We start from the raw sequence: 26486 nt of genomic DNA, 5'->3' as shown, positions 1-26486 counted from the left end.
CTTAGCCCAGCATCGGCCCGCGGCCGAGTGGCCACGGGTTGTCGGTCGAGCCCAGCGCCCAGCGCCGCGCAGTCGGCGCGCCGTCGTTGTGCCAGGCGCCGTGCTGCAGCACCTCGGCCAGCGGCCGCACGTGGTCGAGGTGGCCGCCGAGCGCGGCGTAGTCGGCCAGGCGCATGCTGAACTCGATCGGCGCGACGATCGCCGGCGTCGGCACGGTGCCGAAGCTGCGCTCGGGCATGCGCATCACGTCGGCCATCACGGTGATGCCGCCGCCCGGCCAGACATAGGCCGGCGCGCCGCCGCAGGTGACGTTGACCAGCGCGTGCTTGATCGAGCGGGTGAGCTTGACCGGGTTGTCGGTGACGCCGGCGCGCAGGCTGCCGCCGGCGCCGCCGAGGAACAGCACCGAGCACAGCGAGGGCTCGCAGTTCTCGCCGATGCGCTCGACGACCGCGCGCACGGCCGCGGGCATCTCTTGTTCGATGGGCTGCAGCGCCTCGTCGAGCACGTACCACGCGGCATGCTCGCCGGTGGTCGAGGTCATCAGCAGGCGCAGCCCCGGCCAGGTGACTTCGGGGTCCCAGCCTTCGATGATCGACAGCGGCTCGGTCAGGTCGGTGCCACCCCAGCCGGTGCCGGGGCTGGCGACCTGGAACCAGCGCCCCGGCGTCGACTTGCGGCCGCGCATCTTGACGCCCGAGCGCCGCATGTCGAGGCAGCGGCCGGCCTGGTGCTCGGTCAGCACGCCGGTGATGTGGTCGTCGACGACGATCACCTCGTCGGCCTGGCCGTAGAGCTGCTTGGCGAAGATGCCGATCGTCGCCGAGCCGCAGCCGACGCGCATGCGCTGCTCCTCGACGCCGTTGACGATCGGCGCGCGGCCGGCCTGCACGATGACCTGCGAGCCGCCGTCGATGTGCAGTTCCACCGGCAGGCGGTTGCCGAGCGCCTCCATCACCTCGACCGTCACGCGGCCTTCCTTCTTGCTGCCGCCGGTCAGGTGGTGCACGCCGCCGAGCGACAGCATCTGCGAGCCGTACTCCATCGTCGTGACATGGCCGACGACCTCGCCGCGGCAGCGCACGTTGGCCTGCTCGGGGCCGAGGAAACGATCGGTGTCGATCTTCAGCTTGAAGCTGCAGTAGCTGAAGATGCCTTCGGTGACGACGGTGATCACGTCGACGCCGTCGACCTGCGAGCCGACGATGAAGGGCGCGGGCTTGTAGTCGGGGTAGGTGGTGGAGCTGCCGACGCCGGTGACGAAGACTTCGTTGGCATGCAGCAGGTCGCCGCTCCAGGCCTTGTCGTTGGCGGCGGCGGGCGCTTCGGCGCTCGGCTGCACGCGGCCTTCGAAGGCCACCAGCGGCCGTTCGCCGGCTTCGATGGTCCGCCGCAGCAGCAGCACCGGGTCGACGCGGATCAGGGTGCCCTGGTGATTGGCATAACGGTCGCAGGCGCCGCTCTTGCCGTCGCTGATCTGGCACAGCACCGGGCAGGCATTGCACTCGATCTTGTCGCCGGCCATGCGCTCGTTGCGCGGGCGCGAGCGTTCGAGCACTTGCGGCGACAGCGGCGCATCGAGCGCCGGCAGGCCATCGGTCTTGCTGTGCTCAGTCATCGGGAGAAGCGCCCTTGTCCGGCTCGATGGGCCAATGTAGCATCCACTACATGAACTGAGAAGTCGGTGCCGACCCGACACCCATTCGAATGGCGCCTGCCAGCAACACCGAAATCATCGAACGCAAGCCCGGCGTGCGCGAGCTCGCCGCGCAGGCCACGCGCGAGAGCATCTTGCGCGCGGCGATCAAGATCTTCGCCAAGCACGGCTTTGCCGGCGGCCGCGTCGAGCAGATCAGCAAGGCCGCGAAGTCCTACGACCGGATGATCTACTACTACTTCGGCAGCAAGGAGGCGCTGTACATCGCCGCGCTGGAGGAGATCTACCGCCGCTTCAACGAAGCCGAATCGGAACTGCAGCTCGATCAAACGCCGCCCGCCGAGGCCTTGCGCGCGGTGGTGCGCTTCATGTGGTCCTATTACCTGAAGCACCCGGAGTTCATCACGCTGCTGAACACCGAGAACCTGCACCGCGGCAAGCACATCGCGAAGTCTGCCAAGGCGCGCGAATACTCGTTGCCGGCCGTCGGCATGCTCGAGCGCGTGTTGCAGCAGGGCGCGGCACAGGGGCTGTTTCGCGCCGACCTGTCGGCACGCGATCTCTACCTGACGATCGCTGCGCTGTGCTACTTCTACCTGTCCAATCGCTTCACGCTGTCGGCCTTCCTCGGCGAAGACCTCGAAGCGCCGGAGGCGCTTTCGCAGTGGGAGGCGCGCGTGATCGAGACCGTCGAGCGCACGGTGGCGCCGTCGGCACCCGCATCCCGGCCCACGAACAGGAACAACCACCATGGCTGAAGCCGCTGCCGGCGCCAAGTCCGGCAAGGTCGTGATCCGCAACATCGGCCTGCTGCTGTCGGGCGACATCGACCGGCCGATCCTCGATGCCGATTGCATCGTGGTCGACGACGGTCTGATCGTCGCGGTCGGCCGCGAGCGTGAGCTCGACACCGCGCAGCCGAAGACGCTGATCGATGCGCGTGGCACTGCGTTGAGCCCCGGCCTGATCGACAGCCACGTGCACCCGGTCTTCGGCGACTGGACGCCGCGCCAGAACCAGCTCGGCTGGATCGATTCGACGATGAACGGCGGCGTCACGACCATGGTCTCGGCCGGCGAGGTGCACCTGCCCGGGCGGCCGAAGGACATCGTCGGGCTGAAGGCGCTGGCGATCACCGCGCAGCGTGCCTTCGACAATTTCCGCCCCGGCGGCGTCAAGGTGCTGGCCGGCGCGCCGGTGATCGAGAAGGGCATGGTCGAGCAGGACTTCGCCGACCTGGCCGCGGCCGGCGTGACGCTGCTCGGCGAAGTGGGCCTGGGCTCGGTGAAGGCCGGCTACGAAGCGCAGCAGATGGTCGCCTGGGCGCGCCAGCACGGCATCCAGAGCACGATCCACACCGGCGGCCCGTCGATCCCCGGCTCGGGCCTGATCGACAAGGACGTGGTGCTCGAAGCCGACGCCGATGTCATCGGCCACATCAACGGCGGCCACACCGCGCTGCCCGAGCGCGATGTCTGCACGCTGTGCGAGAAGAGCGCGCGGGCGATCGAGATCGTGCACAACGGCAACGAGAAGATCGCGATTGCCGCCGCGCAGGCCGCGATGCAGCTGAAGTGCCCGCACCGCGTGATCCTCGGCACCGACGGACCGGCCGGCTCCGGCGTGCAGCCGCTCGGCATCCTGCGTTTGATCTCGCTGCTGGCGAGCCTCGGCAATATCCCGGCTGAATTGGTCTTCTGCTTTGCCACCGGCAACACCGCGCGCATCCGCAAGCTCAACTGCGGCCTGATCGAAGCCGGCCGCGACGCCGATTTCGTGTTCCTCGACCGCGCGCAGCACACCGCCGGCCGGACGCTGCTCGACAGCGTGCAGCTCGGCGACATTCCCGGCGTCGGCATGGTGATGATCGATGGCCTGGTGCGCTGCGGCCGCAGCCGCAATACGCCGCCGGCGACGGAGGTGCCCATGGTGGTTGGCTGACATCGTCGGCTGACGAACTGCCCCCGCAGCGGTCATACATCGCGGAAACGTCGCGCAAGTGCCGGCCTGGCGCTGCGCCCGGTGCGATACCCTACGCCCGTTGTCGGGGCGCAAATGCATGGATCACGGGCCGAATGAAGTAGATGTACGGCCCGCGGGCGACCGGCCACGGCCGAGCGCGGAAGATGTCGTCGGCAGCGTGCTCGAGAATTCACCGGACATCATCGTCCGCTACGACCTCGAGCTGCGGCGCATCTACGCCAATCCCCGCTACGAGGAGCTCAACGGGCTGAAGCCGGAGCAGTACCTCGGCATGCGCTTGAGCGAGGTCTCGCGCATCGGCAGCCTGGCGCAGCGGCTCGAGCAGCGCATGCGGCTGGCGATCGAGACCGGCCAGCTGCAGGAGCTGGACTTCGAGTGGCGCGCGGTCGATGGCCGCATGCTGTGGCACAACGTGCGCATCACCGTCGAGCGCGATGCGCAGGGCCGCCCTGCGAGCCTGCTGACGATCGCCCGCGACATCACCGCGCGCAAGCGCGCCGAGCAGGCGCTGGCGACGCGCGAACGTGAGTTCCGCTCGCTGGCGGAAACCTCGCCCGACTTCATCATGCGTTACGACGCCGAGGCCCGCACGCGCTACGCCAACCCCGCGGTGCTGGCGCGGCTGGGCCGCCCGGCCGAGTGGTTCGTCGGCCGCACGCCCTGCGACAGCGCGCTGCCCGGGCACGAGACGGCGATGGTGGAATACGAGCGCGTGCTGCGCCAGGTGCTGGCCGACGGCGAGCCGGCCGAGATGGAGCTGATGGTGCCCGCGCCCGGCGCCAGCGGCGGCACCGAGACCCATCACGTGCGCATCGTCGCGGTGAAGACCGAGGACGGCTGCATCGACGGTGCGCTGGCGCTGGGCCGCGACATCACGCAGGGCGTCGAGCAGCGTGAACGCATCCGCGCGCTGGCCTTGTCCGATCCGCTGACCCGGCTGCACAACCGGCAGGCGCTGTACGACTACGCGCCGGGGCTGATCGCCGAGGCGCGGCGTCACCACCGGCGGCTGGGCGTGATGATCCTCGACATCGACCGCTTCAAGGACGTCAACGACACGCTCGGACATCCGGCCGGCGACCAGCTGCTGCGTGAGGTGGCTCAGCGGGTCGCCGGATGCACGCGCGGCTACGACCTGCTGGTGCGGCTGGGCGGCGACGAGTTCGCGATCGTCGCGACGAACCTCGAGCACGACATGGACATGGCATCGATCGCCGAGAAGATCGAACGCGCGCTGTTCGCGCCGCTGCAGCTCGGCGGCCGGCAGGTGGTCGTCAGTGCGAGCATCGGCATCGCGCTGTTCCCGGCCGACGGCGAGCAGCTCGAGGACCTGATGGCGCATGCCGACGCGGCGATGTACCACGCCAAGCGCGGCGGCCACAGTGGGTATGCCTTCTACCGCAGCGAATTCAGCGAGCGCGCCCACGAGCGCATGGCGCTGGAGCAGGCGCTGCGCGGCGCGCAGGCGGGCGCGGGGCTGGAGCTGCACTACCAGCCGCTGGTGGCGCTGGACGATGAGCGGCGCATCGTCGGCGCCGAGGCGCTGCTGCGCTGGCGCCATCCCGAGCTCGGCCTGCTGGCGCCGGACCGCTTCATCGCCATCGCCGAAGACACCGGGCTGATCGTGCCGATCGGCCGCTGGGTCATCGACCAGGTGGCGCAGGCCGCGCGGCGCTGGAACGAAGGCCGCGCCGAGCCGCTGCGCATCGCCTTCAATGTGTCGACGCGCCAGTTCCTGCGTGACGACCTCGTTGCCGCGGTGCGCGAGGCGCTGCAGCGCCACGACTGCCGGGCGCAGTGGCTGGCGATGGAGGTCACCGAGGGCCTGCTGCTCGAGGACAGCGACAGCGTGCGCCGCGCGCTGCACGGGCTGAGCGAGCTCGGCCTGGAGATCGCGATCGACGACTTCGGCACCGGCTACTCGGCGCTCGGCTACCTCAGCAAGTTCGACGTGCACTGCCTGAAGATCGACCGCCTCTTCGTGCGCGACATCGAGGCCGAAGCGCGCCAGGCCGAGCTGGTCAAGGCCTTCTTCGCGATCGCCCGGGCGCTCGGCCTGCGCGTCGTCGCCGAAGGCGTCGAGACCGAGGGGCAGGCGGCGTTCCTGCGCGCCCATGGCTGCGGCGTTGCGCAGGGCTTCCTGTTCTGCCGGCCGGTGCCGGTGCCGGTCTTCGAGCAGCTGCTGCGCCGGGGCGCGCCCGAGACCGACCGGCCGCAGCCGGCCGGCCCCTGAACCGCGCCCTGCGTCCCCCGCACGAACGGCAGCGCCGGTCCGACGATCGGCACCCCCGTGGCGGGGGCGCTTGTGCGAGGATGCGCCATCAGACAAGCAGGGTGGCGCATGGACGCTCTCGAGTCGCTGTTGGCCCGCAACGGCTTCCTGCCGCACGGCTACTGCTTCCAGTGGTCCCCGGGACTGCTGTGGACGATGGTCAGCGCCGACACGCTGATTGCGCTGGCGTACTTCTCCATTCCGCTGGCGATCATCAGTTTCGTGCGCAAACGGCCGCAGCAGAACTTCGGCGGTGTGCCCTGGCTGTTCTCGGCCTTCATCTTCAGCTGCGGGCTGACCCACGTGATGGACGTCTGGACGATCTGGCGTCCGGACTACCAGCTGCACGCGCTGGTCAAGGCGATGACCGCCGGCATGTCGGCCTACACCGCGCTGGCCTTGTGGCCATTGATCCCGCGTGCGCTGCGGATCCCGTCCGTCGACGCGCTGCAGTCGGTGATCACCGAGCTGCAGACCGAGGTCCAACGCCGCCGCAGCGTCGAGGACCACCTGCAGGAGGTCGAGCAGCGGCTGGCCGTATCGCTGGCCAGCATCGGTGCGGGCTTCATCGCCACCGATGCGGCAGGCCGGGTCACGCGCATGAACGCGGTCGCCGAGCGCGTCACCGGCTGGGACGAGGCGGCGGCGCAGGGCTGCAGCGTGTGGACGGTGTTCGAGCGCGAAGGCGAGCTGCCCGACGATCGTGATCCGCTGAAGGCCCTGCTGCGCCGGCCCGGCGCGGCGGCGGCGGTGCTGCAGGCGGTGTGCCTGTCGCGCTTCGGGCAGCGCACGCCGGTCGATCTGAACGCCGACCTGACGCGTTCTTCGGACGGTAGCACCATCGGCCTCGCGCTGATCATCCGCGACGTGACGCGGCTGTCGCAGGCCGAGAGCGCGGTGCGGCGGCTGGCCGCGGTGGTCGAATCATCGGCCGACGCCATCATCGCCGGCACGCTCGACGGCCGCATCACCGACTGGAACAACGCGGCCGAACGCATGTTCGGCTACAGCGCGGTGGAAGCGGTCGGCCAGCCGATGCAGGTGCTGGTGCCGCCGGCGCAGCGCGCCGAGCAGGCCGCGCTGATCGCGCAGATCGCCGCCGGTCGCGGCGGCGTGTCGCTGCGCACCGTGCGCAGCGGCAAGGACGGCCGCCAGGTCGAGGTGTCGCTGACGATCTCGCCGATCCGCGATGCGCTCGGCCAGGTCGCCGGCATCGCCAAGACGATGCGCGACCTGACGCACCAGCGGCTGATCGAGGCCGCGCTGCGGCGCACCGAGGCGCGCATCCGCTTCGCGCTCGAATCGGCGCAGATCGGCGACTGGGAGATGGAGCTCGATGGCGGCGAGGTCTGGCGCTCGCCGCGGCACGACCGCTGCTTCGGCCACGCCGAGCCGCTGCTGGCCTGGTCGCGCCGGGCCTTGCTGGACCATGTGTGCGCTGATGATCGGCCGGCGGTCGAGCACAGCCTGCAGTCGGCGATCGACGGCCGCGCGGAGTGGCATGCCGAGTTCCGCGTCACCTGGCCCGACGCCAGCGAACACTGGCTGCGCATGGATGGCCGCGTGCTGCCCGGCGAGCCGGGCGTGTCGGCGCGCATGGTCGGCATCGTCGCCGACGTGACGCCGCTGCGACAGGCCGAACAATCTCGGCTGTTGTCGCAGCGCCTGCAGCAGGAGAATCTGCAGATCCTGGAATCGAGCCGGCTGAAGAGCCAGTTCCTGGCCAACATGTCGCACGAGCTGCGCACGCCGCTGAACGCGATCATCGGATTTGCCGATGTGCTGCGCGAGCGCCGCGTGGCGCCAGATTCGCCGCGCCATCACGAGTTCATCAGCCACATCGCCACCAGCGGCCGCCACCTGCTGCAGGTGATCAACGACATCCTCGACCTGGCCCGCATCGAGGCCGGCAAGCTCGAGCTGCATGCCGCGCCGCTCGACTTGGGCGCGGCGATCGACAAGGTGGTCGGCGCGCTGGCCGAACCGGCAGCCGCGAAGGCGCTTCGCATCACCGCCAGCGTCGACCCGGCGCTGCACGACATCGTGCTCGATCCGGCGCGGCTCGAGCAGGTGATCTTCAACTTCGTCTCGAATGCGGTGAAGTTCACGCCGGCGGGCGGGCGCATCGCCGTGCGCGCGCTGGCTGAGGACGGCGACCATTTCCGCCTCGAGGTCGAGGACAGTGGCGTCGGCATCGCGCCCGACGACCTGCCGCGGCTGTTCGTCAGCTTCCAGCAGCTCGATGGCGGTTATGCCAAGCGCCACCAGGGCACCGGCCTCGGGCTGACGCTGACGCGCCAACTGGTCGAGGCGCAGGGCGGCGAGGTCGGCGCGCACAGCGTGCCGGGGCAGGGCAGCATCTTCCACGCCCGGCTGCCGCGCCGCGTGAAGACGCTGCCGCGCATGCTGCTGGCCGAACAGGCGCAGGCGGTCGGCGACACCGTCGCCCGCGAGCTCGCCGAAGGCGGCATCGCGGTCGATGCGGCCGGCAGCACCGCCGAGGTCATCCGGCTGACGCGCACGCGCCGCTACGACGGCCTGGCCCTCGCGCTGCACCGCGAGGGCGGCGGGCTCGACGCGCTGGCGCAGCTGCGCCGGGGCGACGCCGACGCGCCGCCGGTGCGCGCACTGGCGGCGTCGAGCGCCGATGGCCGGCTGGCGGCCTTTGCGGTCAGCAACGTGATCGCCAAGCCGCTGCGCGCCGACGAAGTCTCCGATGCGATGCGGCCGCTGCAGCCGGCGATCGCCGGCGGCGGTGTCGTGCTGGTGGTCGACGACGACCCGATGGCGCGCGACCTGATGCAGGCGACGCTGGAGAGCTTCGGCATCCCGACCGCCGGCGCCGGCGGCGGTGCCGAGGCCCTGCAACTGCTGCCGGTGGTGAAGCCGGCGGCGATGGTGCTCGACCTGATGATGCCGGAGGTCGACGGCTTCCAGGTGCTGCACCGGCTGCGCGAGGACCCGGCCTGGCGCGACCTGCCGGTGCTGGTGTGGACCTGCATGACGCTGACCGAGGCCGAGTTCGCGGTGCTCGCCGCATCGGCGCAGGCGATCGTCGAGAAGGGCGGCGGCGGCGTCGCCGAAGTGTTGCAGGCGCTCGAGCGCTGGGCGCCGCAACGCAGGGCGCTGCCGGACGCCGCGGGGGACCGATGAATCCTTATGTGCTGGTGGTCGACGACCAGCCGCTGAACCTGGAGCTGGCGCGGCTGGTGCTCGAGGGCGGCGGTTTCGAGGTCGGCACCGCGCCGGACGGCGAAGCGGCGCGACGCTCGATCGCCGAGCGCCGGCCGGACCTGGTGCTGATGGACATCCAGATGCCCGGCATCGACGGCCTGACGCTGACGATCGAGCTGAAGCAGGCGCCGGCCACGCGCGACCTGGTGATCGTCGCCTTCACCGCCTACGCGGTGCCAGGCGACGAGCAGCGTTTCCTGGATGCCGGCTTCGACGGTTACCTCAGCAAGCCGATCGACGTGCCGACCTTCGCTGACGCGGTGCGTGCGCTGCTGCGCGCGACGGCCTGAAAGGCGGCGACGCTCCTCGGACTGCAGTCCGCTCAGCCGCCCAGGGCTGCGCGATGCCGACCGCCCACGTACGGCCATTCCAGCGAATGCTGGCGGTAGAACGCCTCGCAGGCGGCCGGCGTGGGCAGGTGCTGGATGGCGCCCTGGCCGATCGCAGCAAAGTGGTCACCGAGCTTGACGCCCGGGTTCGCGCTCGCAAACCAGTCGTCCTGGCAGCCGTGCTGAAACGGCGATTGCAGCGCCTGGTTCAGCGTTTGCAGCAGTTGCTGGGCCTCGGCGGGCATGGGGCCTCTGGCCGTGCCGTTCGCGGCCGAGACGACGATCTTGGTCCAGCGCGCGCCCTCGCGCCGCCACACGCTCATCAGGTCGTAGTCGGACACCATGATGTGGCCCTTGCCATCGACGGCCAATCCTGACGTGCCGGTTTTCAGTCCGGTCTTGGATGCGGCCGAGGTCTTGGGCTGGAAATCGCCATGGAACGCGCGCGCCGCCACCTTGGGGCAGCGGATCACGAAGAGGTAACCGCGCTGCGCGAAGCCGCGCAGGAAGAGCAGGTCGCGCGCGTCCATGCCGGTCAGGCGCGACAGACGGATGTCCGGATCCGACACGCCTTCACGACGCCACAGTTCCTCGCGCTGGTGCTCGAGCAGTTCCTGGATCGAAGCGGTGAGGGCCATGGCGTGAGGGAGTGAAGCGTCGACCGGTGCCACTGTATCGGCCGCGATGAAGACTGTGCGGGCCGAAAGTCAGTCGGCGTCCCCAGCCTGGCGGAGGTCCCGACATGCCGTTCAGAAGCGGTGCCTGATGCCTGCCTCGTATCCGCGCGACGTCCCTCCCGCGGCCATCCCGGCGGGACCGTCGCTGATCACGTAGCGAGCGAGCCCATCGTTGCCGATCCGCGCCACCGTCGCATACATCGCTGTGCGCTTCGACAGGTTGTACACGTAGCCCAGGCCGCACTGATCGGCCCCGGTGCCGTCGATGGAGACTGTTCCAGCGCGGCCCGACATGTCGGCCTTGACCCATGAAGCCTTCACTTCGTGCTGACCGAAGGTTGCGACCGCGCCAAGCATCAGCAGGCGTTGCGTCGCCTGGCTCTGCCGGAACTCCCGCCAGGCGCCGGAAAGCCTCACGTCGGCGACATCGACATGGCCACCGACGACCTTGTCCTGAAAACTACCCGCCGACGTCAAGCTGTTCTCGGTGCGCGCAGCCGCCGCTGAAACGCTGAACGACTTCGCCGCGTAGCCCACCCGGGCGCCTCGCACTCCCGCGCGTCCGGACGCAGCGTCGCCGCCTTCACGAGCAGCGATCATCAGTCCCGCTTCGAAGCCGGCCAAGCCGGCCGGCGCCAACCATTGGGCGGCGTTGTCGGAGCGAACGGTGGTGTTGGCGTTGGTGCTGAAGGCGGACCGGATCGGTCCGGCCGGCGTCGCCGACACCAGGTTGGCCGAGCGCGCGACGCCGACGTACGAGAACGGGTCATAGCGGCTCCACGCCACGTACGAGGGCACGAAGTCGCGGCCGAGGCGCAGCTCGCCCATCGCAGCGCTGGACAGGCTGACCGTCGAACGGCGGTCCCAGAACTTGTCCGCCGATGCGGGCGTCCCCGCGTCGACGAGGAATCCATGCTCCAGGTGGAAGCCCGCCGCCAGTGCGCCGCCCAGGTCCTCGCGGCCGCTGAAGACCAGCCGGCTGGTCGAGTTGGATCCGCTCACCAGCGAGCGGATCGAGCCGACGCCATCGTTGCTGACATGGCGCGCGGCGGCATCCACGATGCCCGAGACGGAGACCGCGCTCTGGGCTCCCGCAGAAGTGGCCCAGGTGCCTGCTGCACACAGCGCGATCAGGGTGATTCGGTTCATGCCGCTCGTCTCCGGGTTGTCTTGATGGCCCGGATGATTGCGAGCTGAGCTCGATCTGAGAATTGCAGAATCACGATCAATTGATCGCGCCAACGCATCAATCAGGCTTTGGCTTGCGTCGCCGACGCGACTTGACCTCGGAGAACAGGTCGTAGAGCTGCTGCGCCGCGGGCGACAGGGAACGCCCGCGCCGGCGGATCAAGCCGACCTTGCGCGTGATCACCGGGTCGACCAGCGGCACGCTGACCAGCAGGGGGTGATCGGGCCCCGGCATCGCCATCGAGGGAACGGCTGCAATTCCCAGCCCTGCTTCAACCAGGCCCAGCGTGGTGGTGACGTGCTGCGCCTCGTAGATCGCCTGCGGCCGGTCCTTGATGCCGGCAAGCGCCTGGTCCAGCAGGACACGGTTGCCCGAGGTCCGCCCGACCGAGATGTAGTCGTGCTGGCCCAGTTGCGCCCAGCTCACGCGATGCATCTTCGCGACCGGGTGATCGCGCCGGCAGGCGGCGACAAAGCGCTCCTCGACCAGGGGCTCGAAGTCCAGCTCGCCCTCCTGGGCGCCGATGAAGTTGAGACCGAAGTCGGCCTCGCCGCGCGACACCGCTGCCAGCACCTCGTTGGCGCCCGCATCCAGCACCTTGACCCGCACCTTCGGCGCCTGCACGTGGTAGCGGCGGATCACCTCCGACAGGTAGTAGTAGACGGTGGAGGGCACGCAAGCAACGGTCACTTCGCCCATGCGTGTCGCGGCCACACCACGGATACCCAGCAGGGTGTTGTCCAGCTCGTCGAGCAGCTCGCGTACCTTGCGTTCGAAGTCCCGGCCCACCGCGGTGAGTGTCACCCGCCGCGTCGTGCGCTCCAGCAGGCGCACTCCCAAGGCCTGCTCCAGCTTGTCGATGCGCCTGCTGAACGCAGGCTGCGAGAGGTGCACGGATTCGGCCGCCTTGCGGAAGTTGCTGAGCTCGGCCACGGCGCGGAAGGCCAGCAGGTCGTTCAGGTCGAAGTTGATCGCCATCGTCGGTCCTGGTTTGATGTTCAAAGCGGATCAGTTGATCTTAAAGATGCAATTCTCTTTTGCAATCCCGGCGCCGATCATCCCGTCCATGAACCGAGTCATCCCCTGCGTCCTGATGCGAGCCGGCACCTCCCGCGGGCCGTTCTTCCTGCGCGAGTGGCTGCCGGCCGACGACACGGCGCGCGATGAGGCGTTGATCGGCGCGATCGGCGCGTCCGACCTGCTGCAGGTCGACGGCGTGGGCGGCGGCAGCACGCTGACCAGCAAGGTCGCGATCGTCTCGAAGTCGTCCGAGCCGGGCTGCGATGTCGACTACCTGTTCGCGCAGGTCGGCGTCGGCCAGCGCTCGGTCGATACACGACCCAACTGCGGCAACATGCTCTCCGGTGTGGCACCGTTCGCGATCGAGCAGGGGCTCGTCAGCGCGCAGGATGGCGAAACGACGGTGCGCGTCTTCAACGTCAACACCCGTTCACGCATCGACGTCACGGTGCTGACGCCCGAAAGGCGCGTCCGCTACGACGGTGAGACCGGCATCGATGGTGTTGCCGGCACGGCTGCGCCGATCCGGCTGAATTTCCTCGACGCCTGGGGTTCCGTGACCGGCTCGGTCTTCCCGACCGGCCAGCGCATCGACCTCATCGACGGACTCGAAGTCACCTGCATCGACGCCGCGATGCCGCTGGTGATCCTGCGGGCGCGCGACCTCGGCCTGACTGGCCGCGAAGCGCCGGCTGACCTGGACGCCGACCTGGCGCTGCTGTCGCGGATCGAAGCGATCCGTGTCGCCGCAGGCCGGGCGATGGGCCTGGGCGACGTGTCCGGCAGCGTGGTGCCGAAGCCCGTGATCGCCAGCGACGGCGACGACGCGAACAGCATCACCTCGCGCTATTTCACGCCGCGGCGCTGCCATGCATCGCACGCGGTCACCGGCGCCATCGGCGTCGCGACGGCCTTCGCCCTGCCGGGCACCGTGGTCAGCGGCGACGACGGCCGGCCCGGCGCACGCGCCATCTCCGTGCTGCATCCGCAAGGCCGCATCGATGTCGAGGTCTCGATCGACGGCGCCGGGCCCGACGCCCGCATCCAGCGCGCCGCGCTCGTGCGCACCGCCCGAAAGATCTTCCAGGGCGAGCTCCACCTCCCGCCCTATGTGTTCTCGAAACCCCCCGAAGGAGACAAGCCCATGAAGCAATTGATCGCACCGGCCGTCGCGGCCGTGATGGCCATCGCCGCACCGCTGGCCATGGCCTACCCCGACAAGACCATCACCATCGTCGTGCCCACCGCCGCCGGTGGCGGCAACGACGCGATGGCGCGCACCATCGCGCAGAAGCTGGGGCCGATGCTCGGCCAGACCGTCATCATCGACAACCGTGCCGGCGCCAACGGCTCGATCGCGAGCGAGTTCGTCGCCCGCGCCGTGCCCGACGGACACACGCTGATGCTGGGCTACATCGCCACGCATGCCATGAACCCGGCGCTGCAGAAGCTGCGCTACGACCCCGTGGCCGACTTTGCACCGATCGGCCTCGTGGGCTACTCGCCGACCTTGATGATTGCCAGCCCCGCCGTGCAGGTCAAGGACGTCAAGGACCTGGTGACCCAGCTGAAGGCCAAGCCCGACAAGTACGCCTATGCATCGGCCGGCGCCGGCACGGCGCCGCACTACGCGGCCGAACTCTTCAAGCTCGCGACCGGAACGTCGATGACGGGCGTGCCCTTCAAGGGTGCCGCGCCCGCGGTCAGCGACACGATCGGCAACCACACGCAGTTCATGTTCCCCAGCCTGTTCACCGCGCTGCCGCACGTGAAGGCCGGCAAGCTGCGCGCCATGGCGATTGCCGGGCCGAAGCGCTCGCCCTTGCTGCCGGATGTGCCGACCCTGAAGGAAGCCGGCGTGGACGGCGTCGAGGTGCAGCAGTGGTATGGCTTCTTTGCGCCGGCGAAGACCCCCAAGCCCATCATCGACCAGCTCAACAAGGCGCTCAATCAGATCCTGGCCGACAAGGACATCATCAAGCGCATGGAGGACCATGGCGCCGACGTCGAGACGAGCACGCCGGAGCAGTTCGGTTCGCTGGTGAAGAGCGAACTGGTCAAGTGGAAGGGTGTCGTGCAGCGCGCCAAGCTGACGGCCGAATGACGCGTGGGAGGACATGGGCATGGACACGACCCTGAACGACCTGAACGACGTGAATGACCTGAGGGCCTGGATCGGGCGCAGCGAAGTGGTCCGCGACCGCATCGGCGCCACGCCGGTGAAGGCCCTCGACGCGACGCTCGACCACCCGGCGCGCCCGGCGGAAGACGGCACGCCGCTGCCACCGCTGTGGCACTGGCTGTATTTCCTGCCGTTGCACCGCCAGAGCGAGATCGGCCCCGACGGCCACGCGAAACGCGGCGGCTTCCTGCCCCCGGTGCCGCTGCCGCGGCGCATGTGGGCCGGCAGCCAGTTCGAGTTCCGCTCGCCGGTGCGCGTGGGCGACGCGGTCGAGCGCACTTCGACGATCGCCGACGTCACCGTCAAGGAAGGCCGCACCGGCACGCTGGTATTCGTCAAGGTGCGGCACGAGCTGCGCTGCAACGGCTCGTCCGAGCCCGCGATCGTCGAGTTCCACGACATCGTCTACCGTGACGCCAGGCAACCCGGCGATGTCGAACCATCACCGCAAGCCGCGCCCACGGCCGCGGCCTGGCAACGCGAGATCGTGCCGGACGACGTGCTCCTGTTCCGCTACTCCGCGCTGACCTTCAACGGCCACCGCATCCACTACGACCGAAAGTACGTGACCGAGGTCGAGGGCTATCCGGGCCTGATCGTGCACGGCCCGCTGATCGCGACCTTGCTGATGGACCTGGTGCGCCGCAATGCACCGCAGGCCGACATCGCGAGCTTCCGCTTCAAGGCCGTGCGGCCGACCTTCGACTTGAATCCTTTTCGCGTGAACGGTGCGCTTCAGAACGATGGTCAGACCATCAAGCTCTGGGCGCAGGACCACGAGGGCTGGCTGACGATGGATGCGGTCGCGACCGTGCGGGGGGCCTGACATGCAACCGCTCAAGGGACTCACCGTCGTCACGCTGGAACACGCCATCGCAGCGCCCTTCGCCACGCGCCAGCTCGCCGACCTGGGCGCGCGCATCATCAAGATCGAGCGCCCCGGCGTCGGCGACTTCGCCCGCGGCTACGACAGCCGCGTGCGCGGCCTGGCCTCGCATTTCGTGTGGACCAACCGCTCGAAGGAAAGCCTCACGCTCGACGTCAAGCATCCCGAGGCCGCGAAAGTGCTGCAACGCCTGGTGCTGGAGAAGGCGGACGTGGTCGTGCAGAACCTGGCGCCCGGCGCGGCGGCTCGGCTCGGCCTCGGCTACGACGTGCTGGCCGGCAGGAAGCCATCGATCATCGTCTGCGACATCTCGGGCTACGGTGCCGATGGTCCGTACCGCGACAAGAAGGCCTATGACCTGCTGATCCAGAGCGAGGCCGGGTTCGTCTCGGTGACCGGTACGCCCGACGAGCCCTGCAAGGCCGGTCCGTCGATCGCCGACATCGCCGCGGGCATGTACGCCTACACGAACATCCTCGCGGCCTTGCTGCAGCGCGGGCAGACGGGGCGCGGCCAGCACATCGACATCTCGATGCTGGAGTCGCTGGCCGAATGGACCAGCTACCCGCTGTACTACGCCTTCGATGGCGCGCCGCCGCCGCCGCGCACGGGTGCTGCGCACGCCACCATCTACCCCTACGGACCGTTCCCGACCGGCGCCGATGGCGGCAGCGTCATGCTGGGGCTGCAGAACGAGCGCGAGTGGGTGAGCTTCTGCGACAAGGTGCTGCTGCAGCCCGAGTTGGCGCGCGACCCGCGCTTCACCGGCAACGCGAAGCGCGTGGCCGAGCGCACGGCGCTGCGACAACTCATCGTCGAGACCTTTGCGTCGTTGACGGCCGCGCAGGTCGTCGAGCGCCTGGAGACGGCGCAGATCGCCAATGCGCGCGTCAACACGATGCAGGACGTATGGGACCACCCGCAGCTGAAAGCACGCGGCCGCTGGCGCGAGATCGGCTCACCGGCGGGCGCGCTGCCCGCCATGCTGCCGCCGGGCACCTGGAACGATGGCCCGCGCATGGACCCCGTACCCGCGCTGGGCGAGCACACCGATGCCATCCTGCGCGAGCTGGGCCTGGGCGACGCCGACATTCGCGCACTGCGCGCGGCGGAGGCGGTGTGATGGAGCAGCGCACGCTGCAGCACGCCGCCGCCTGAACCTCTCACATCCAAAGGAATCCTCATGCCGTCCACGATCATCGACTCCGCCATCTTCCAGGGCATCTTCTCGAGCGACGAGATGCGCCAGGTCTGGTCCGACGAGAACCGCACGGAAAAATACCTCGACATCGAAGCGGCCCTCGCCAAGGTACAGGGCCGCCTGGGCCTGATTCCGCAGGAAGCGGCCGACGAGATCGTCAGCCACTGCAGCCTGGATCAGATCGACATGCTGAAGCTGCGCCAGCAGACCGAGCGCATCGGCTACCCGATCCTCGGAGTCGTGTCGCAATTGAATGCGCTGTGCCGCGACAAGCTGGGCGAGTACTGCCACTGGGGTGCGACCACGCAGGACATCACGGACACCGCAACCGTGCTCCAGATCCGCGAAGGCCTCGACCTCGTCGACCGCGAACTGACTGCAATTTCCGCCGCGCTGGCCCGCCACGCCAGGACGCACCGCGACACGCCGATGATCGGCCGCAGCAACCTGCAGCAGGCCATTCCGGTGACCTTCGGCTACAAGATGGCGGGGCTGCTGTCCGCAATCGAGCGCCACCGCGAACGCCTGGCGCAACTGAAGGAGCGCGTGCTGGTCGGCGAGTTCGCCGGCGCGGCGGGCACGCTGGCGTCGCTGGAGAACGGCGCCATGGAGACCCAGGCCGGCCTGTGTGCCGAGCTGGGCCTGAAACAGCCCCTGATCGCGTGGCACACGATCCGCGACAACATCGCGGAGGTGGGCACCTTCCTCGGCCTGGTCGGCGGCACGCTGGGCAAGCTCAGCATGGACGTGAAGCTGATGATGCAGACCGAGGTCGGTGAGGTCTACGAGCCCTTCGCGCACGGCCGCGGCTCCAGCAGCACGATGCCGCAGAAGCGCAATCCGATCTCCAGCTGCTACATCCATGCCGCCATCTCGGTGGTGCGCCAGCACGCCGCCGCGCTGATGGACGCCATGGTGGCCGACCATGAGCGCTCCACCGGCCCGTGGGAGATCGAGTGGATCGTGTTGCCCGAAGCCTTCTGCCTGATGGCCGGGGCGCTGAAGCAGTCGCGCTTCGTGCTGGAAGGGCTGGAGGTCGACGTGCAGGCCATGCGCCGCAACATCGACATGACGCACGGCCTCGTGATGAGCGAGGCGGTGATGATGGGGCTGGGACCCTACATCGGTCGCGAATACGCGCACGACCTGGTCTACGACATCTGCCGGAACGCCGTGAAGGAGCAGCGGCCGTTGCTCGATCTGCTGGCCGAGCATCCGGAGATCAACAAGCACCTGGACCGCAAGGCGCTGGCCAAGCTCTGCGATCCGGCGAACTACCTCGGCCAATCCGGAACGATGGTGGATCGGGTCTTGGCCACCTTGAGTTGAGGAGCCAAAGCAAAAACGGGCCGCTAAGGCCCGTTTTTGCTGGTGTGTTGGTGGAGACGAGGAGGATCGAACTCCCGACCTTCGCATTGCGAACGCGACGCTCTCCCAGCTGAGCTACGTCCCCGACAAGCCGCGGATTCTAGCAGCACGCGAATGCGTTCACGCATCCCGCGCTGCACGTTAGAAAGCGGGCCTCGCCGACAAGGCTCAAGACGCTCGGGGTGGTGATGACGACAGCCGTGGTGCAACGCGATGCGGCCTGGTATGAGGCCCAGTACAACAACCGGGCGCGGGTGCCCGAGCACCCGGCGATCCTCGCGCGCTGGGCCGAGGCCTCGGTGCTGGCGCGCGAGGGCTTGAGCCACGCGCTGGACCTGCCGTACGGCGACAGCGAGGCCGAGCGGCTGGACGTCTTCGCAGCCGACCGGCCGAACGCGCCGGTGCTGGTCTTCATCCACGGCGGCTGGTGGCGCGCGCTCGACAAGGCCGAGCATGCCTTCGTCGCGCCGGCGTACGTCAAGGCCGGCGCGATGGTCGTGGTGCCGAACTACGGGCTGTGTCCGTCGGTCGGCATCGAGGACATCGCGCTGCAGACGGCGCGCGCGCTGGCCTGGACCTGGCGCCACGCGGCCGAGCACGGCGGCGACTCTTCCCGCATCGTCGTCGCCGGCCATTCGGCGGGCGGCCATCTGGCGGCGATGCTGCTGGCGTGCCGCTGGAAAACGGTGGGCGAGGACCTGCCGCAGCGGCTCGTCGCCGGCGCGATGTCGATCTCCGGCGTGTTCGACCTCGAGCCGATCCGCCAGGCGCCCTTCCTGCAGCAGGACCTGCAGCTGACACCGGCCAGCGTCAAGCGGCTGAGCCCGGCGTTCTTCCCGCGGCCGAAGGGGCCGCTGTATGCGGTCGTCGGTGGGCAGGAGAGCGACGAGCATCTGCGCCAGAACCGGCTGATCCGCGACCAGTGGGGGCCGAGCACGGTGCCGGTGTGCGAGACGATCGTCGGCAAGAACCACTTCGATGTGCTGCACGACTTCGTCGATCCCGGCGCGCGGCTGCACGCGCTGGGCCTGCGCTTGTTGGGCATCGATTGACAACAACCGTGCTGGCGGCGCACACTGGCCGAGCTATGAATACGTTGTCATTCATAGCGATTGACTATTTAGCGCATTGAAGCTTTGCATTGGCTGCCGCGCAATGCGTTTGGTAGCGTTGATTCGTGCCGCTGAGCACGGCGGCGCCGTTCGATCCACTTTCAAGAGGAGCTTCCCATGAGCCTGAAGGGATCCAAGACCGAGCAGAACCTGAAGGACGCGTTCGCCGGTGAGTCGCAAGCCAACCGTCGCTACCTGTACTTCGCAAACAAGGCCGACATCGAAGGCCAGAACGACGTCGCGGCGCTGTTCCGTTCCACCGCCGAAGGCGAGACCGGCCACGCGCACGGCCACCTCGAGTTCCTGGAGGTGGTGGGCGATCCGGCGACCGGCCTGCCGATCGGCCCGACGCGCGACAACCTGAAGGCCGCCGTCGCCGGCGAGACGCACGAGTACACCGACATGTACCCGGGCATGGCGCGCACCGCACGCGAGGAAGGCCACGACGAGATCGCCGACTGGTTCGAGACGCTGGCCAAGGCCGAGCGCTCGCACGCCAACCGCTACCAGAAGGCCCTGGACCAGCTGGTCGACTGACCGCGCCGCATCGGCAGCACGCAAACACAAGGGGCTTCGACAGCCCCTTGTCTTCTTCAGCACGCCAGCCAAAGGCCAGCCCATGCGCGAAGGCAACCTCGAAGCGCCGACCCGGCATCCGATCGACTGGAAGAACCCGCTCTACTACGACCGCGACGACTGCAACCGCGAGCTGGAGCGGGTGTTCGACATCTGCCATGGCTGCCGTCGCTGCGTCAGCCTGTGCCAGAGCTTCCCGAACCTGTTCGACCTGGTCGACGCCACCGCGGACGGCGAGGTGCACGGCGTCGCGAAGGCCGACTACGCCAAGGTGGTCGACCAGTGCTACCTGTGCGACCTGTGCTACATGACCAAGTGCCCGTACGTGCCGCCGCACCCGTGGAACGTGGACTTTCCGCACCTGATGCTGCGCGCCAAGGCGATCAAGCACAGCCAGGGGCTGGTCGGCCCCGGCGAGAAATTCCTCGCGTCGACCGACGTGCATGGCAGCTTCGCCGGCATCCCGGTGGTCGTGCAGGCGGTCAACGCGGTGAACCGCGCGAAGTTCACGCGCAATACGCTCGACGGCATGCTCGGCGTGCACCCGAACGCCTGGATGCCTGAGCTCGCGACGAAGCGCTTCCGCTGGTCGGCGCCGAAGCAGGGCAGCGCGACCGAGGTCAAGGACGGCGAGCGCACGCCCGGCCGGGTCGCGGTGTTCGCCACCTGCTACGTCAACTACAACGAGCCGGGCATCGGCCATGACCTGCTGAAGGTGCTCGAGCACAACGCGATCCCCTACGTGATCGTCGAGAAGGAGTCCTGCTGCGGCATGCCCAAGCTCGAGCTCGGTGACCTGCCTGCGGTCGAGCGCCACAAGAATGCCAACATCCCCGTGCTCGCCCGCTACGCGAAGGATGGCTTCGCGATCGTCTCGGCGATCCCCAGCTGCACGCTGATGTTCAAGCAGGAGCTGCCGCTGATGTTCCCGGACGAGGCCGACGTGCAGCTCGTCAAGGACGCGTTCTACGACCCGTTCGAATACCTCGTCGCGCGGCAGAAGGATGGCCTGTTGAAGACCGACTTCAAGCGCGACCTGGGCAAGGTGAGTTACCACATCCCGTGCCACGGGCGGGTGCAGAAGATCGGCCGCAAGACCGAGGAGATGTTCAAGCTGATAGGCCGGCAGGTGAGCGTCCAGCTGAACACGGTCGAGCGCTGTTCCGGCCATGCCGGCACTTATGGCGTCAAGACGCCGACGCACCCGGTGGCGATGAAGATCGGCAAGCCGGTGTTCAAGGCGATGGCCAAGGACGAGCCCGATTTCATCGCCAGCGACTGCGCGCTCGCCGGCCACCACATCGCGCAGGGCATGCGCGAGGCGGGCACGCCGCCGAAGGCGCTGCAACACCCCTTGAGCCTGCTGCGCTACGCCTACGGATTGGAGTGAACGACTTATGGCCACCATCACCCCCGACAGCCTGATGACGCTCGAGGCCTACACGAAGTACCGCAAGGCCCACAAGCCGGAGATCATCGCCCACCGCCGCTTGCGCAGCGTCTCGCTCGGCGAGCACGTGACCTTGCAGTTCGAGGACGAGAAGACGATCCGCTACCAGATCCAGGAGATGCTGCGCATCGAGAAGATCTTCGAGGAAGACGCGATCCAGGGCGAGATCGACGCCTATCTGCCGCTGGTGCCCGACGGCAGCAACTGGAAGGCGACGATGCTGATCGAATACCCCGATCCGAACGAGCGCAAGCGCGAGCTGGGGCGGCTGATCGGCATCGAGGACCGCATGTTCGTCGAGGTCGAGGGCCACGCCCGCGTTTACGCGATCGCCGACGAGGATCTCGAGCGCGAGAACGACGAGAAGACCTCGGCGGTGCACTTCGTGCGCTTCGAGCTCACCGATGCGGCGTGTGATGCGGTGAGTGCCGGCGCGGCGGTCAAGCTCGGCTGCGACCACACGAATTACCCGGCGCACGTGCTGATCGCGCCGGAGACGCTGGCCAGCCTGGCCGGCGACCTGCGTCGCTGATCAGGTCGGGGCTGCGGACGCGGCCGAGGCGTCGCGGCGCATGCGCCACAGGCTCTCGCCGCTGTAGACGACCAGCGCCGCCCAGATCAGCGCGAAGCCGACGCCGCGCGCCGGATCGAAAGGCTCGTGGTACACGAACACGCCGAGCAGGAACTGGATCGACGGCCCCAGGTACTGCAGCAGGCCGAGCGTGGCCAGCGTGACGCGGCGCGCGCCGTAGGCGAACAGCAGCAGCGGGATCGCAGTGAACGGGCCGGCCAGCAGCAGCCAGCCGTCGACTGCCCAGTCACCCTGCGCGAAGCGGCCCGGGCCGGCGAGTGCGAACCACAGCAGCAGCGCGATCGTCAGCGGCGCCAGCATCAGCGTCTCCAGCGTCAAGCCTTCGATCGCGCCCAGCGGCGCGGTCTTGCGCAGCAGTCCATAACAGCCGAAAGTCGCGGCCAGCACCAGCGAGATCCACGGCAGCGCGCCGGCGCCGAGCGCCAGCCAGACCACGCCGAGGGCGGCCAGCGCCACGGCCGCCCACTGGCCGGCGCGCGGCCGCTCGTGCAGCACCAGATAACCGAGCATCACGTTGACCAGCGGGTTGATGAAGTAGCCGAGGCTCGCATCGAGCACGCGGTCGTGGTTCACGGCCCAGACGTAGATCAGCCAGTTGCCCGACAGCAGCAGCGCGCTCAAGGTGAAGATGCCCAGCGTGCGCGGCTGGCGCACCACCTCGCGCAGCCAGGCGAAGCGGCGCAGCACCGCCAGCAGCGCGAGCATGAAGACGAGGCACCAGACTGAGCGGTGCGCGACGATCTCCAGAGCCGGCACCTCGGCCACCTGCTTGATGTACAGCGGAAAGATCCCCCACAGGATGTAGGCGAAGGCGGCGGCGAGGACTCCGTTGGACATGCGCGCGGGATGGGGCAAAGGGCGCGCATTGTCTCTGCGCAGGCACCGGTCGTACAGTCAGCCCCCATGCCCCGCGTGCTGTTCACGCCCCAGCTGCGCCGCTTCGTCGACACCCCCGAGGTCGAGACCGGCGCGGCGACGCTGCGCGCCGCACTGGACGCGGTCTTCGCGGGCCATCCGCGCCTGCGCGGCTACGTGCTCGATGACCAGGGGCACCTGCGCGCCAACGTCGTGATCTTCGTCGACGGCCGGCGCATCCTCGACCGCATCACGCTCGACGAGCCGCTGCAGCCGGACAGCATGGTCTACGTGCTGCAGGCCTTGTCGGGCGGTTGACCCACCCTCAGCACAGGAAGGATCACAGCATGTCGCAACGCGCCTGGATCGCCACCCGCAAGGGCCTGCTCGAGCTGCACGACGAGGGCCGGCGCTGGGCCATCGCACGCGAGCACTTCCTCGGCGAGCCGGTGTCGATGGTGCTGCCGCCGCAGGCCGGCGAGCCTTTCGGCGGCCGCATGATGGCGGCGCTGAACCTCGGGCACTTCGGCACCAAGCTGCACGTCTCGGGCGACGGTGGCCGCGAGTGGGCCGAGGTCACCGCGCCGGCCTTCCCGCCGCAGCCCGAGGGCGCGCCGGGGCCGGCCTGGAAGCTGGTGCAGATCTGGTCGCTCGAAACGGTGGGCAAGACGCTGTGGGTCGGCACGCTGCCCGGCGGGCTGTTCCGCTCGACCGATTTCGGCGCCACGTGGCAGCTCGACAAGGGCTTCTGGAACCGGCCCGAACGGCTGGAATGGTTCGGCGGCGGCTACGACGTGCCGGGCATCCATTCGATCTGCCCGCATCCGCAGCGCGCCGACGAGGTGCTGATCGGCATCAGCTGCGGCGGCGCATGGATCACGCGCGACGGCGGCGCGAGCTGGGCCTTGAGCGCGCGCGGCATGCGCGCCGACTTCATGCCGCCGGAGCAGGCCGGCAGCGAGAACATCCAGGACCCGCACCGCATCGTGCGCTGCGCCGCACAGCCGCAGGTGCTCTGGTGCCAGCACCACAACGGCATCTGGCGCTCGATTGATGGCGGCGTGAACTGGGTCGAGATCAAGGACGTGCCGCTGTCGAACTTCGGCTTCGCGGTCGGCGTGCATCCGGCCGATGCCGATACCGCGTGGTTCGTGCCCGGCGTCGCCGACCAGCGGCGCATTCCGGTGAACGGCGCGCTGGCCGTCAACCGCACGCAGGACGGCGGCCAGAGCTTCGAGACGCTGCGCGAGGGCCTGCCGCAGCAGGGCTGCTACGACCTGGTGTATCGGCATGGCCTGGCGGTGTCCGACGATGGCCGGTCGCTGCTGATCGGCAGCACCACCGGCGGGCTGTGGGCGAGCTTCGACGGCGGCGAGCGCTGGCACACCGTCTCGACGACGCTGCCGCCGATCTACGCGGTGCGCTTCGGCTGATCGGCGGCGGGGTCGGCGAGGGCGTCGACGTAGAACCAGCGCCCGTCCTCGCGCACGAAGCGGCTGAGCTCGTGCAGCCGGTGCGCGCGGCCGCCTTGCTTGCTGCGGGCGACGAATTCGACGATCGCGCGCGCATCGCCGTCGGGCCGGTGGCGCTTGACCTCGAGGCCGAGCCAGCGCAGGCCGGGCTCGAGCGCCAGCGTGGATGGGCGGGTCGACGGATGCCAGGTGTCGAGCAGGTAGGCGGCATCGCTGCGCACGAAGGCGCTGTAGCGCGAGCGCATCAGGCTCTCCGCGTCGGGCGCCTGCAGCCGCAGCGCGCCGCCATGCCACCGACCACAGCAGTGCGCGTAATCCGCCGGACGACCGCAGGGGCAGGGCGCCGCGTCGGCGTTCGCATCAGCCAAGCGCGCGCTCCCAGACCTCGGCGACCAGGTCCTGCCCGAAGCTGTGGTGCGGCTCGGTGCCCGTGAGCTGGTAGCCGGCTTTCGCGTAGATCGCACGGGCGGCGAGCAGGTTGCTCTGCGTCCACAGCCGGATACGCTGGTAGCCGGCCTGGCGCGCGAAGCGCTCGCATTCCGCGACCAGCCGCGCGCCGACGCCCATGCCGCGCGCCGACGGCTCGACCAGCAGCAGCCGCAGTTGCGCGACGCCCGGCTCGACCTCGCCGATGTCATCGCGCCGCGCCTGCACGAGGAACACGCAGCCGAGGTTCTCGCCCTGGCCCAGCGCCAGCGGCCGCTCGGCGATCCAGCAGGCCTCGCGCCGGGCGTCGAAGCGCTCGACGAACTGCGCCGCGATGCGCGCCACCAGCGCCTCGAAGCGCAGGTCCCAGTGGTACTCGTCGGCATAGATCGCGCCATGGCGCGCGATCACCCAGCCGATGTCGCCGGGCCGGTGCGCGCGCAGCAGGTAGGGCGGCCGGTCGACCGGCCGCTCGCCGAGCAGCGCTTCGATCGTCTGCATCGACTGCAGCAGGCGGCGCTGCTCGGCCTCGGGCAGCGCAGCGAGCAGCTCGCCCATCTGCGCCTGCGAGCGCGTGTCCAGCGGCGCGAACGCCCGCCGGCCGGCGGCGGTCAGCGACAGCAACTGCTGCCGGGCGTCCGCGTCGGCACCTTGCGTGCGCAGCAGCTTGCGTGACTTCATGCCCTTGAGCAGCCGGCTCAGGTAGCCGGGATCGAGATCGAGCTCGCGCGCCAGCGCCGCGGCGCTGATGCCGGGCGAGCCGGCATCCAGGTGCGCCAGCTCCCACAACACGCGCGACTCGGCCAGGCCGAAGCCGGTGCCGAGCAGCCGCTCATGCAGCACGCCGATGCGACGGGTGTAGAAACGATTGAAGCCGCGCAGCGCGGCGACCCGTTCATCGGCCGGCGGCGGGAGGGTGGCTGCGGTGTCCATCGGCGCATTGTCAACAATATGGTTGCCAAAGGCAAGGATCTCGCCGACTACACTGCGCCGGCAGACGAGGAGGCCCCTGATGCTCGACCCACAAGCCCGTGGACTGCTGGACCTGATCGCCACCCGCGGCGTGCCGCCGACGCACCTGTTGTCACCCGACGAAGCGCGCCGCATCTACCGTGAGCGCCGCTTCTTCACGCAGCCCGATCCGCCGGCCCTGGCGGAAGTGCGCGATCTGAGCGCCGCGACACCGACCGGACCGGTGCCGCTGAGGTTGTATCGCCCGGCCGGGCTGCCGGCGCGGGCCCCGGTGCTCGTCTACTTCCACGGCGGCGGCTGGACCATCGGTGATCTGGACACGCATGACGTGTTGTGCCGCGAGCTGGCCGTGGGTGGCCGCTGCGCGGTCGTCGCGGTCGACTACCGGCGCGCACCCGAGCACCGCTTCCCCGCCGCCGTCGACGATGCGATCGCCGCGACACGCTGGCTGCAGGCCGGGGCCGACACGCTCGGGCTCGACGCCGGCCGGCTGGCCCTCGGCGGCGACAGCGCCGGCGGCAACCTGGCCGCGGTGGTGGCCATCGCGCTGCGCGGCGGCGCCACGCCGGCGCCGCGGCTGCAGCTGCTGGTCTACCCGGCCACCGACCAGCGCGCGATCGCGCCCTCGCACACCAGCAACGGCACCGGCTACCTGCTGACGCGCGAGACGGTCGCCTACTTCCGCGGCCACTACCTCGACGAGCGCGACTGGCCCGACTGGCGTGCCTCGCCGCTGCTGCAGCTGGACCTGTCGCGGCTGCCCCCGGCGCTGGTGCTGACCGCCGGCTTCGATCCGCTGCGCGACGAGGGCCGCCAGTACGCCGATGCCTTGTCGGCCGCCGGCACGCCGACGCAGTACATCTGCTTCGAGCGCCAGATCCATGGCTTCCTGACGATGGGCCGCGTCATCGATGAAGCCCGCACGGCCGTTGATCTGTGCGCGGCCGCCCTGCGGCGGCACCTCGGCTGAACCCGGTCAAGGCACCGAGATCCGCTGCCTACAATGCCCCGCCACGGAACCCCAGGGTCCTCA

At 69.3% G+C, this 26486-nt stretch carries 23 protein-coding genes and 1 tRNA gene; 16 read left to right on the top strand and 8 right to left on the bottom strand.

Annotated elements, in window-relative coordinates; translation table 11 throughout:
- Nucleotide 1: 1 nt before the first annotated feature.
- Complete coding sequence (locus HLB44_RS11290; protein WP_173122672.1) at nt 2–1618, bottom strand: 6-hydroxynicotinate reductase; 1617 nt, start codon at nt 1616–1618, stop codon at nt 2–4.
- Between the two features lie 89 nt (nt 1619–1707).
- On the opposite strand from HLB44_RS11290, the gene HLB44_RS11285 reads away from it, so the two are divergent.
- The 5 genes from HLB44_RS11285 (at nt 1708) to HLB44_RS11265 (ending at nt 9436) form a co-directional block, all read left to right on the top strand.
- The gene (locus HLB44_RS11285) at nt 1708–2415 is read left to right on the top strand and encodes a TetR/AcrR family transcriptional regulator (protein ID WP_173122671.1); all 708 of its coding nucleotides are present in this window, start codon (nt 1708–1710) and stop codon (nt 2413–2415) included.
- On the top strand, nt 2408–3598 hold the full coding sequence (locus HLB44_RS11280) for an amidohydrolase family protein (RefSeq protein WP_173122670.1): 1191 nt from the start codon (nt 2408–2410) through the stop codon (nt 3596–3598). Before HLB44_RS11285 ends, HLB44_RS11280 begins: the two co-directional genes overlap by 8 nt.
- A gap of 199 nt (nt 3599–3797) precedes the next feature.
- Nucleotides 3798–5873 carry an EAL domain-containing protein gene (locus HLB44_RS11275; RefSeq protein ID WP_173122669.1) on the top strand — a complete coding sequence of 692 codons (2076 nt, stop codon included), beginning with the start codon at nt 3798–3800 and terminating at the stop codon, nt 5871–5873.
- 108 nt (nt 5874–5981) lie between these two features.
- Nucleotides 5982–9065: a PAS domain S-box protein gene (locus tag HLB44_RS11270; RefSeq protein WP_173122668.1), complete on the top strand. Its 3084-nt coding sequence runs from the start codon at nt 5982–5984 to the stop codon at nt 9063–9065.
- Nucleotides 9062–9436 (top strand): response regulator, encoded by a 375-nt coding sequence (locus HLB44_RS11265; RefSeq protein ID WP_173122667.1) that lies wholly within the window; start codon nt 9062–9064, stop codon nt 9434–9436. Before HLB44_RS11270 ends, HLB44_RS11265 begins: the two co-directional genes overlap by 4 nt.
- Nucleotides 9437–9468: 32 nt before the next feature.
- Here HLB44_RS11265 and HLB44_RS11260 read toward each other — a convergent pair whose 3' ends face one another.
- From HLB44_RS11260 to HLB44_RS11250, 3 genes are all read right to left on the bottom strand, one after another.
- Nucleotides 9469–10113, bottom strand: a complete 645-nt coding sequence (locus tag HLB44_RS11260) for a hypothetical protein (protein ID WP_173122666.1) — start codon at nt 10111–10113, stop codon at nt 9469–9471.
- A 111-nt stretch (nt 10114–10224) separates the two neighbouring features.
- Nucleotides 10225–11301 (bottom strand): porin, encoded by a 1077-nt coding sequence (locus HLB44_RS11255; RefSeq protein WP_173122665.1) that lies wholly within the window; start codon nt 11299–11301, stop codon nt 10225–10227.
- A 97-nt stretch (nt 11302–11398) separates the two neighbouring features.
- On the bottom strand, nt 11399–12319 hold the full coding sequence (locus HLB44_RS11250; RefSeq protein ID WP_173122664.1) for a LysR family transcriptional regulator: 921 nt from the start codon (nt 12317–12319) through the stop codon (nt 11399–11401).
- On the opposite strand from HLB44_RS11250, the gene HLB44_RS38155 reads away from it, so the two are divergent.
- The 4 genes from HLB44_RS38155 to pcaB are packed head-to-tail and all read left to right on the top strand — an operon-like array spanning nt 12309 to nt 17959.
- Nucleotides 12309–14465: a 4-oxalomesaconate tautomerase gene (locus HLB44_RS38155; protein ID WP_343051293.1), complete on the top strand. Its 2157-nt coding sequence runs from the start codon at nt 12309–12311 to the stop codon at nt 14463–14465. The two genes, HLB44_RS11250 and HLB44_RS38155, sit on opposite strands and share 11 nt — an antisense overlap.
- Before the next feature lie 19 nt (nt 14466–14484).
- A complete protein-coding gene (locus HLB44_RS11240) occupies nt 14485–15369 on the top strand; it encodes an HTD2 family dehydratase (RefSeq protein WP_173122663.1) in 885 nt (294 codons plus the stop codon).
- A gap of 1 nt (nt 15370) precedes the next feature.
- Nucleotides 15371–16552, top strand: coding sequence for a CaiB/BaiF CoA transferase family protein (locus HLB44_RS11235; RefSeq protein ID WP_173122662.1), 1182 nt, complete (start codon nt 15371–15373; stop codon nt 16550–16552).
- A 60-nt stretch (nt 16553–16612) separates the two neighbouring features.
- Nucleotides 16613–17959 (top strand): 3-carboxy-cis,cis-muconate cycloisomerase, encoded by a 1347-nt coding sequence (gene pcaB / locus HLB44_RS11230; protein WP_173122661.1) that lies wholly within the window; start codon nt 16613–16615, stop codon nt 17957–17959.
- A gap of 48 nt (nt 17960–18007) precedes the next feature.
- Here the strand turns inward: pcaB and HLB44_RS11225 are convergent.
- Nucleotides 18008–18083: transfer RNA gene (locus tag HLB44_RS11225), tRNA-Ala, on the bottom strand.
- 103 nt (nt 18084–18186) lie between these two features.
- Here HLB44_RS11225 and HLB44_RS11220 point away from each other — a divergent pair.
- From HLB44_RS11220 to HLB44_RS11205, 4 genes are all read left to right on the top strand, one after another.
- Entirely contained in the window at nt 18187–19050 is an 864-nt protein-coding gene (locus tag HLB44_RS11220) for an alpha/beta hydrolase (RefSeq protein ID WP_217283615.1), read from the top strand.
- 177 nt (nt 19051–19227) lie between these two features.
- The gene (locus HLB44_RS11215) at nt 19228–19647 is read left to right on the top strand and encodes a rubrerythrin family protein (protein WP_173122660.1); all 420 of its coding nucleotides are present in this window, start codon (nt 19228–19230) and stop codon (nt 19645–19647) included.
- An 82-nt stretch (nt 19648–19729) separates the two neighbouring features.
- Nucleotides 19730–21076 carry a (Fe-S)-binding protein gene (locus HLB44_RS11210; RefSeq protein WP_173122659.1) on the top strand — a complete coding sequence of 449 codons (1347 nt, stop codon included), beginning with the start codon at nt 19730–19732 and terminating at the stop codon, nt 21074–21076.
- A gap of 7 nt (nt 21077–21083) precedes the next feature.
- Nucleotides 21084–21668, top strand: a complete 585-nt coding sequence (locus HLB44_RS11205) for a DUF3501 family protein (protein WP_173122658.1) — start codon at nt 21084–21086, stop codon at nt 21666–21668.
- Here HLB44_RS11205 and rarD read toward each other — a convergent pair whose 3' ends face one another.
- On the bottom strand, nt 21669–22565 hold the full coding sequence (gene rarD / locus HLB44_RS11200) for an EamA family transporter RarD (RefSeq protein ID WP_173122657.1): 897 nt from the start codon (nt 22563–22565) through the stop codon (nt 21669–21671).
- Nucleotides 22566–22631: 66 nt separating this feature from the next.
- Between rarD and HLB44_RS11195 the strand changes: the two genes are divergently transcribed.
- Together HLB44_RS11195 and HLB44_RS11190 are read left to right on the top strand one after the other, a co-directional pair.
- Nucleotides 22632–22901: a MoaD/ThiS family protein gene (locus HLB44_RS11195; protein ID WP_173122656.1), complete on the top strand. Its 270-nt coding sequence runs from the start codon at nt 22632–22634 to the stop codon at nt 22899–22901.
- Nucleotides 22902–22930: 29 nt separating this feature from the next.
- A complete protein-coding gene (locus tag HLB44_RS11190) occupies nt 22931–24016 on the top strand; it encodes a WD40/YVTN/BNR-like repeat-containing protein (protein ID WP_173122655.1) in 1086 nt (361 codons plus the stop codon).
- Here HLB44_RS11190 and HLB44_RS11185 read toward each other — a convergent pair.
- Together HLB44_RS11185 and HLB44_RS11180 are read right to left on the bottom strand one after the other, a co-directional pair.
- Entirely contained in the window at nt 23995–24423 is a 429-nt protein-coding gene (locus HLB44_RS11185; protein WP_217283614.1) for a YchJ family protein, read from the bottom strand. The two genes, HLB44_RS11190 and HLB44_RS11185, sit on opposite strands and share 22 nt — an antisense overlap.
- Entirely contained in the window at nt 24416–25414 is a 999-nt protein-coding gene (locus HLB44_RS11180) for a bifunctional helix-turn-helix transcriptional regulator/GNAT family N-acetyltransferase (protein WP_173122653.1), read from the bottom strand. The genes HLB44_RS11185 and HLB44_RS11180 overlap by 8 nt, the downstream gene beginning before the upstream one ends.
- A gap of 79 nt (nt 25415–25493) precedes the next feature.
- Between HLB44_RS11180 and HLB44_RS11175 the strand changes: the two genes are divergently transcribed.
- The gene (locus HLB44_RS11175) at nt 25494–26423 is read left to right on the top strand and encodes an alpha/beta hydrolase (protein WP_173122652.1); all 930 of its coding nucleotides are present in this window, start codon (nt 25494–25496) and stop codon (nt 26421–26423) included.
- The last annotated feature ends 63 nt before the right edge of the window (nt 26424–26486 follow it).

The sequence above is a fragment of the Pseudaquabacterium terrae genome (assembly GCF_013266755.1).
Lineage (GTDB): Bacteria > Pseudomonadota > Gammaproteobacteria > Burkholderiales > Burkholderiaceae_C > Pseudaquabacterium > Pseudaquabacterium terrae.
The sequence above is the reverse complement of the archived record's forward strand: the minus strand, read 5'-3'. Positions and strand labels throughout refer to the sequence as shown.

Bases quoted from the DNA above. Each gene is read 5' to 3' on its own strand.
- HLB44_RS11290 (WP_173122672.1), bottom strand. From the start codon at position 1,618: ATGACTGAGCACAGCAAGACCGATGGCCTGCCGGCGCTCGATGCGCCG.
- HLB44_RS11285 (WP_173122671.1), top strand. From the start codon at position 1,708: ATGGCGCCTGCCAGCAACACCGAAATCATCGAACGCAAGCCCGGCGTG.
- HLB44_RS11280 (WP_173122670.1), top strand. From the start codon at position 2,408: ATGGCTGAAGCCGCTGCCGGCGCCAAGTCCGGCAAGGTCGTGATCCGC.
- HLB44_RS11270 (WP_173122668.1), top strand. From the start codon at position 5,982: ATGGACGCTCTCGAGTCGCTGTTGGCCCGCAACGGCTTCCTGCCGCAC.
- HLB44_RS11265 (WP_173122667.1), top strand. From the start codon at position 9,062: ATGAATCCTTATGTGCTGGTGGTCGACGACCAGCCGCTGAACCTGGAG.
- HLB44_RS11260 (WP_173122666.1), bottom strand. From the start codon at position 10,113: ATGGCCCTCACCGCTTCGATCCAGGAACTGCTCGAGCACCAGCGCGAG.
- HLB44_RS11255 (WP_173122665.1), bottom strand. From the start codon at position 11,301: ATGAACCGAATCACCCTGATCGCGCTGTGTGCAGCAGGCACCTGGGCC.
- HLB44_RS11250 (WP_173122664.1), bottom strand. From the start codon at position 12,319: ATGGCGATCAACTTCGACCTGAACGACCTGCTGGCCTTCCGCGCCGTG.
- HLB44_RS11240 (WP_173122663.1), top strand. From the start codon at position 14,485: ATGGACACGACCCTGAACGACCTGAACGACGTGAATGACCTGAGGGCC.
- HLB44_RS11235 (WP_173122662.1), top strand. From the start codon at position 15,371: ATGCAACCGCTCAAGGGACTCACCGTCGTCACGCTGGAACACGCCATC.
- pcaB (WP_173122661.1), top strand. From the start codon at position 16,613: ATGCCGTCCACGATCATCGACTCCGCCATCTTCCAGGGCATCTTCTCG.
- HLB44_RS11220 (WP_217283615.1), top strand. From the start codon at position 18,187: ATGACGACAGCCGTGGTGCAACGCGATGCGGCCTGGTATGAGGCCCAG.
- HLB44_RS11215 (WP_173122660.1), top strand. From the start codon at position 19,228: ATGAGCCTGAAGGGATCCAAGACCGAGCAGAACCTGAAGGACGCGTTC.
- HLB44_RS11210 (WP_173122659.1), top strand. From the start codon at position 19,730: ATGCGCGAAGGCAACCTCGAAGCGCCGACCCGGCATCCGATCGACTGG.
- HLB44_RS11205 (WP_173122658.1), top strand. From the start codon at position 21,084: ATGGCCACCATCACCCCCGACAGCCTGATGACGCTCGAGGCCTACACG.
- rarD (WP_173122657.1), bottom strand. From the start codon at position 22,565: ATGTCCAACGGAGTCCTCGCCGCCGCCTTCGCCTACATCCTGTGGGGG.
- HLB44_RS11195 (WP_173122656.1), top strand. From the start codon at position 22,632: ATGCCCCGCGTGCTGTTCACGCCCCAGCTGCGCCGCTTCGTCGACACC.
- HLB44_RS11190 (WP_173122655.1), top strand. From the start codon at position 22,931: ATGTCGCAACGCGCCTGGATCGCCACCCGCAAGGGCCTGCTCGAGCTG.
- HLB44_RS11180 (WP_173122653.1), bottom strand. From the start codon at position 25,414: ATGGACACCGCAGCCACCCTCCCGCCGCCGGCCGATGAACGGGTCGCC.
- HLB44_RS11175 (WP_173122652.1), top strand. From the start codon at position 25,494: ATGCTCGACCCACAAGCCCGTGGACTGCTGGACCTGATCGCCACCCGC.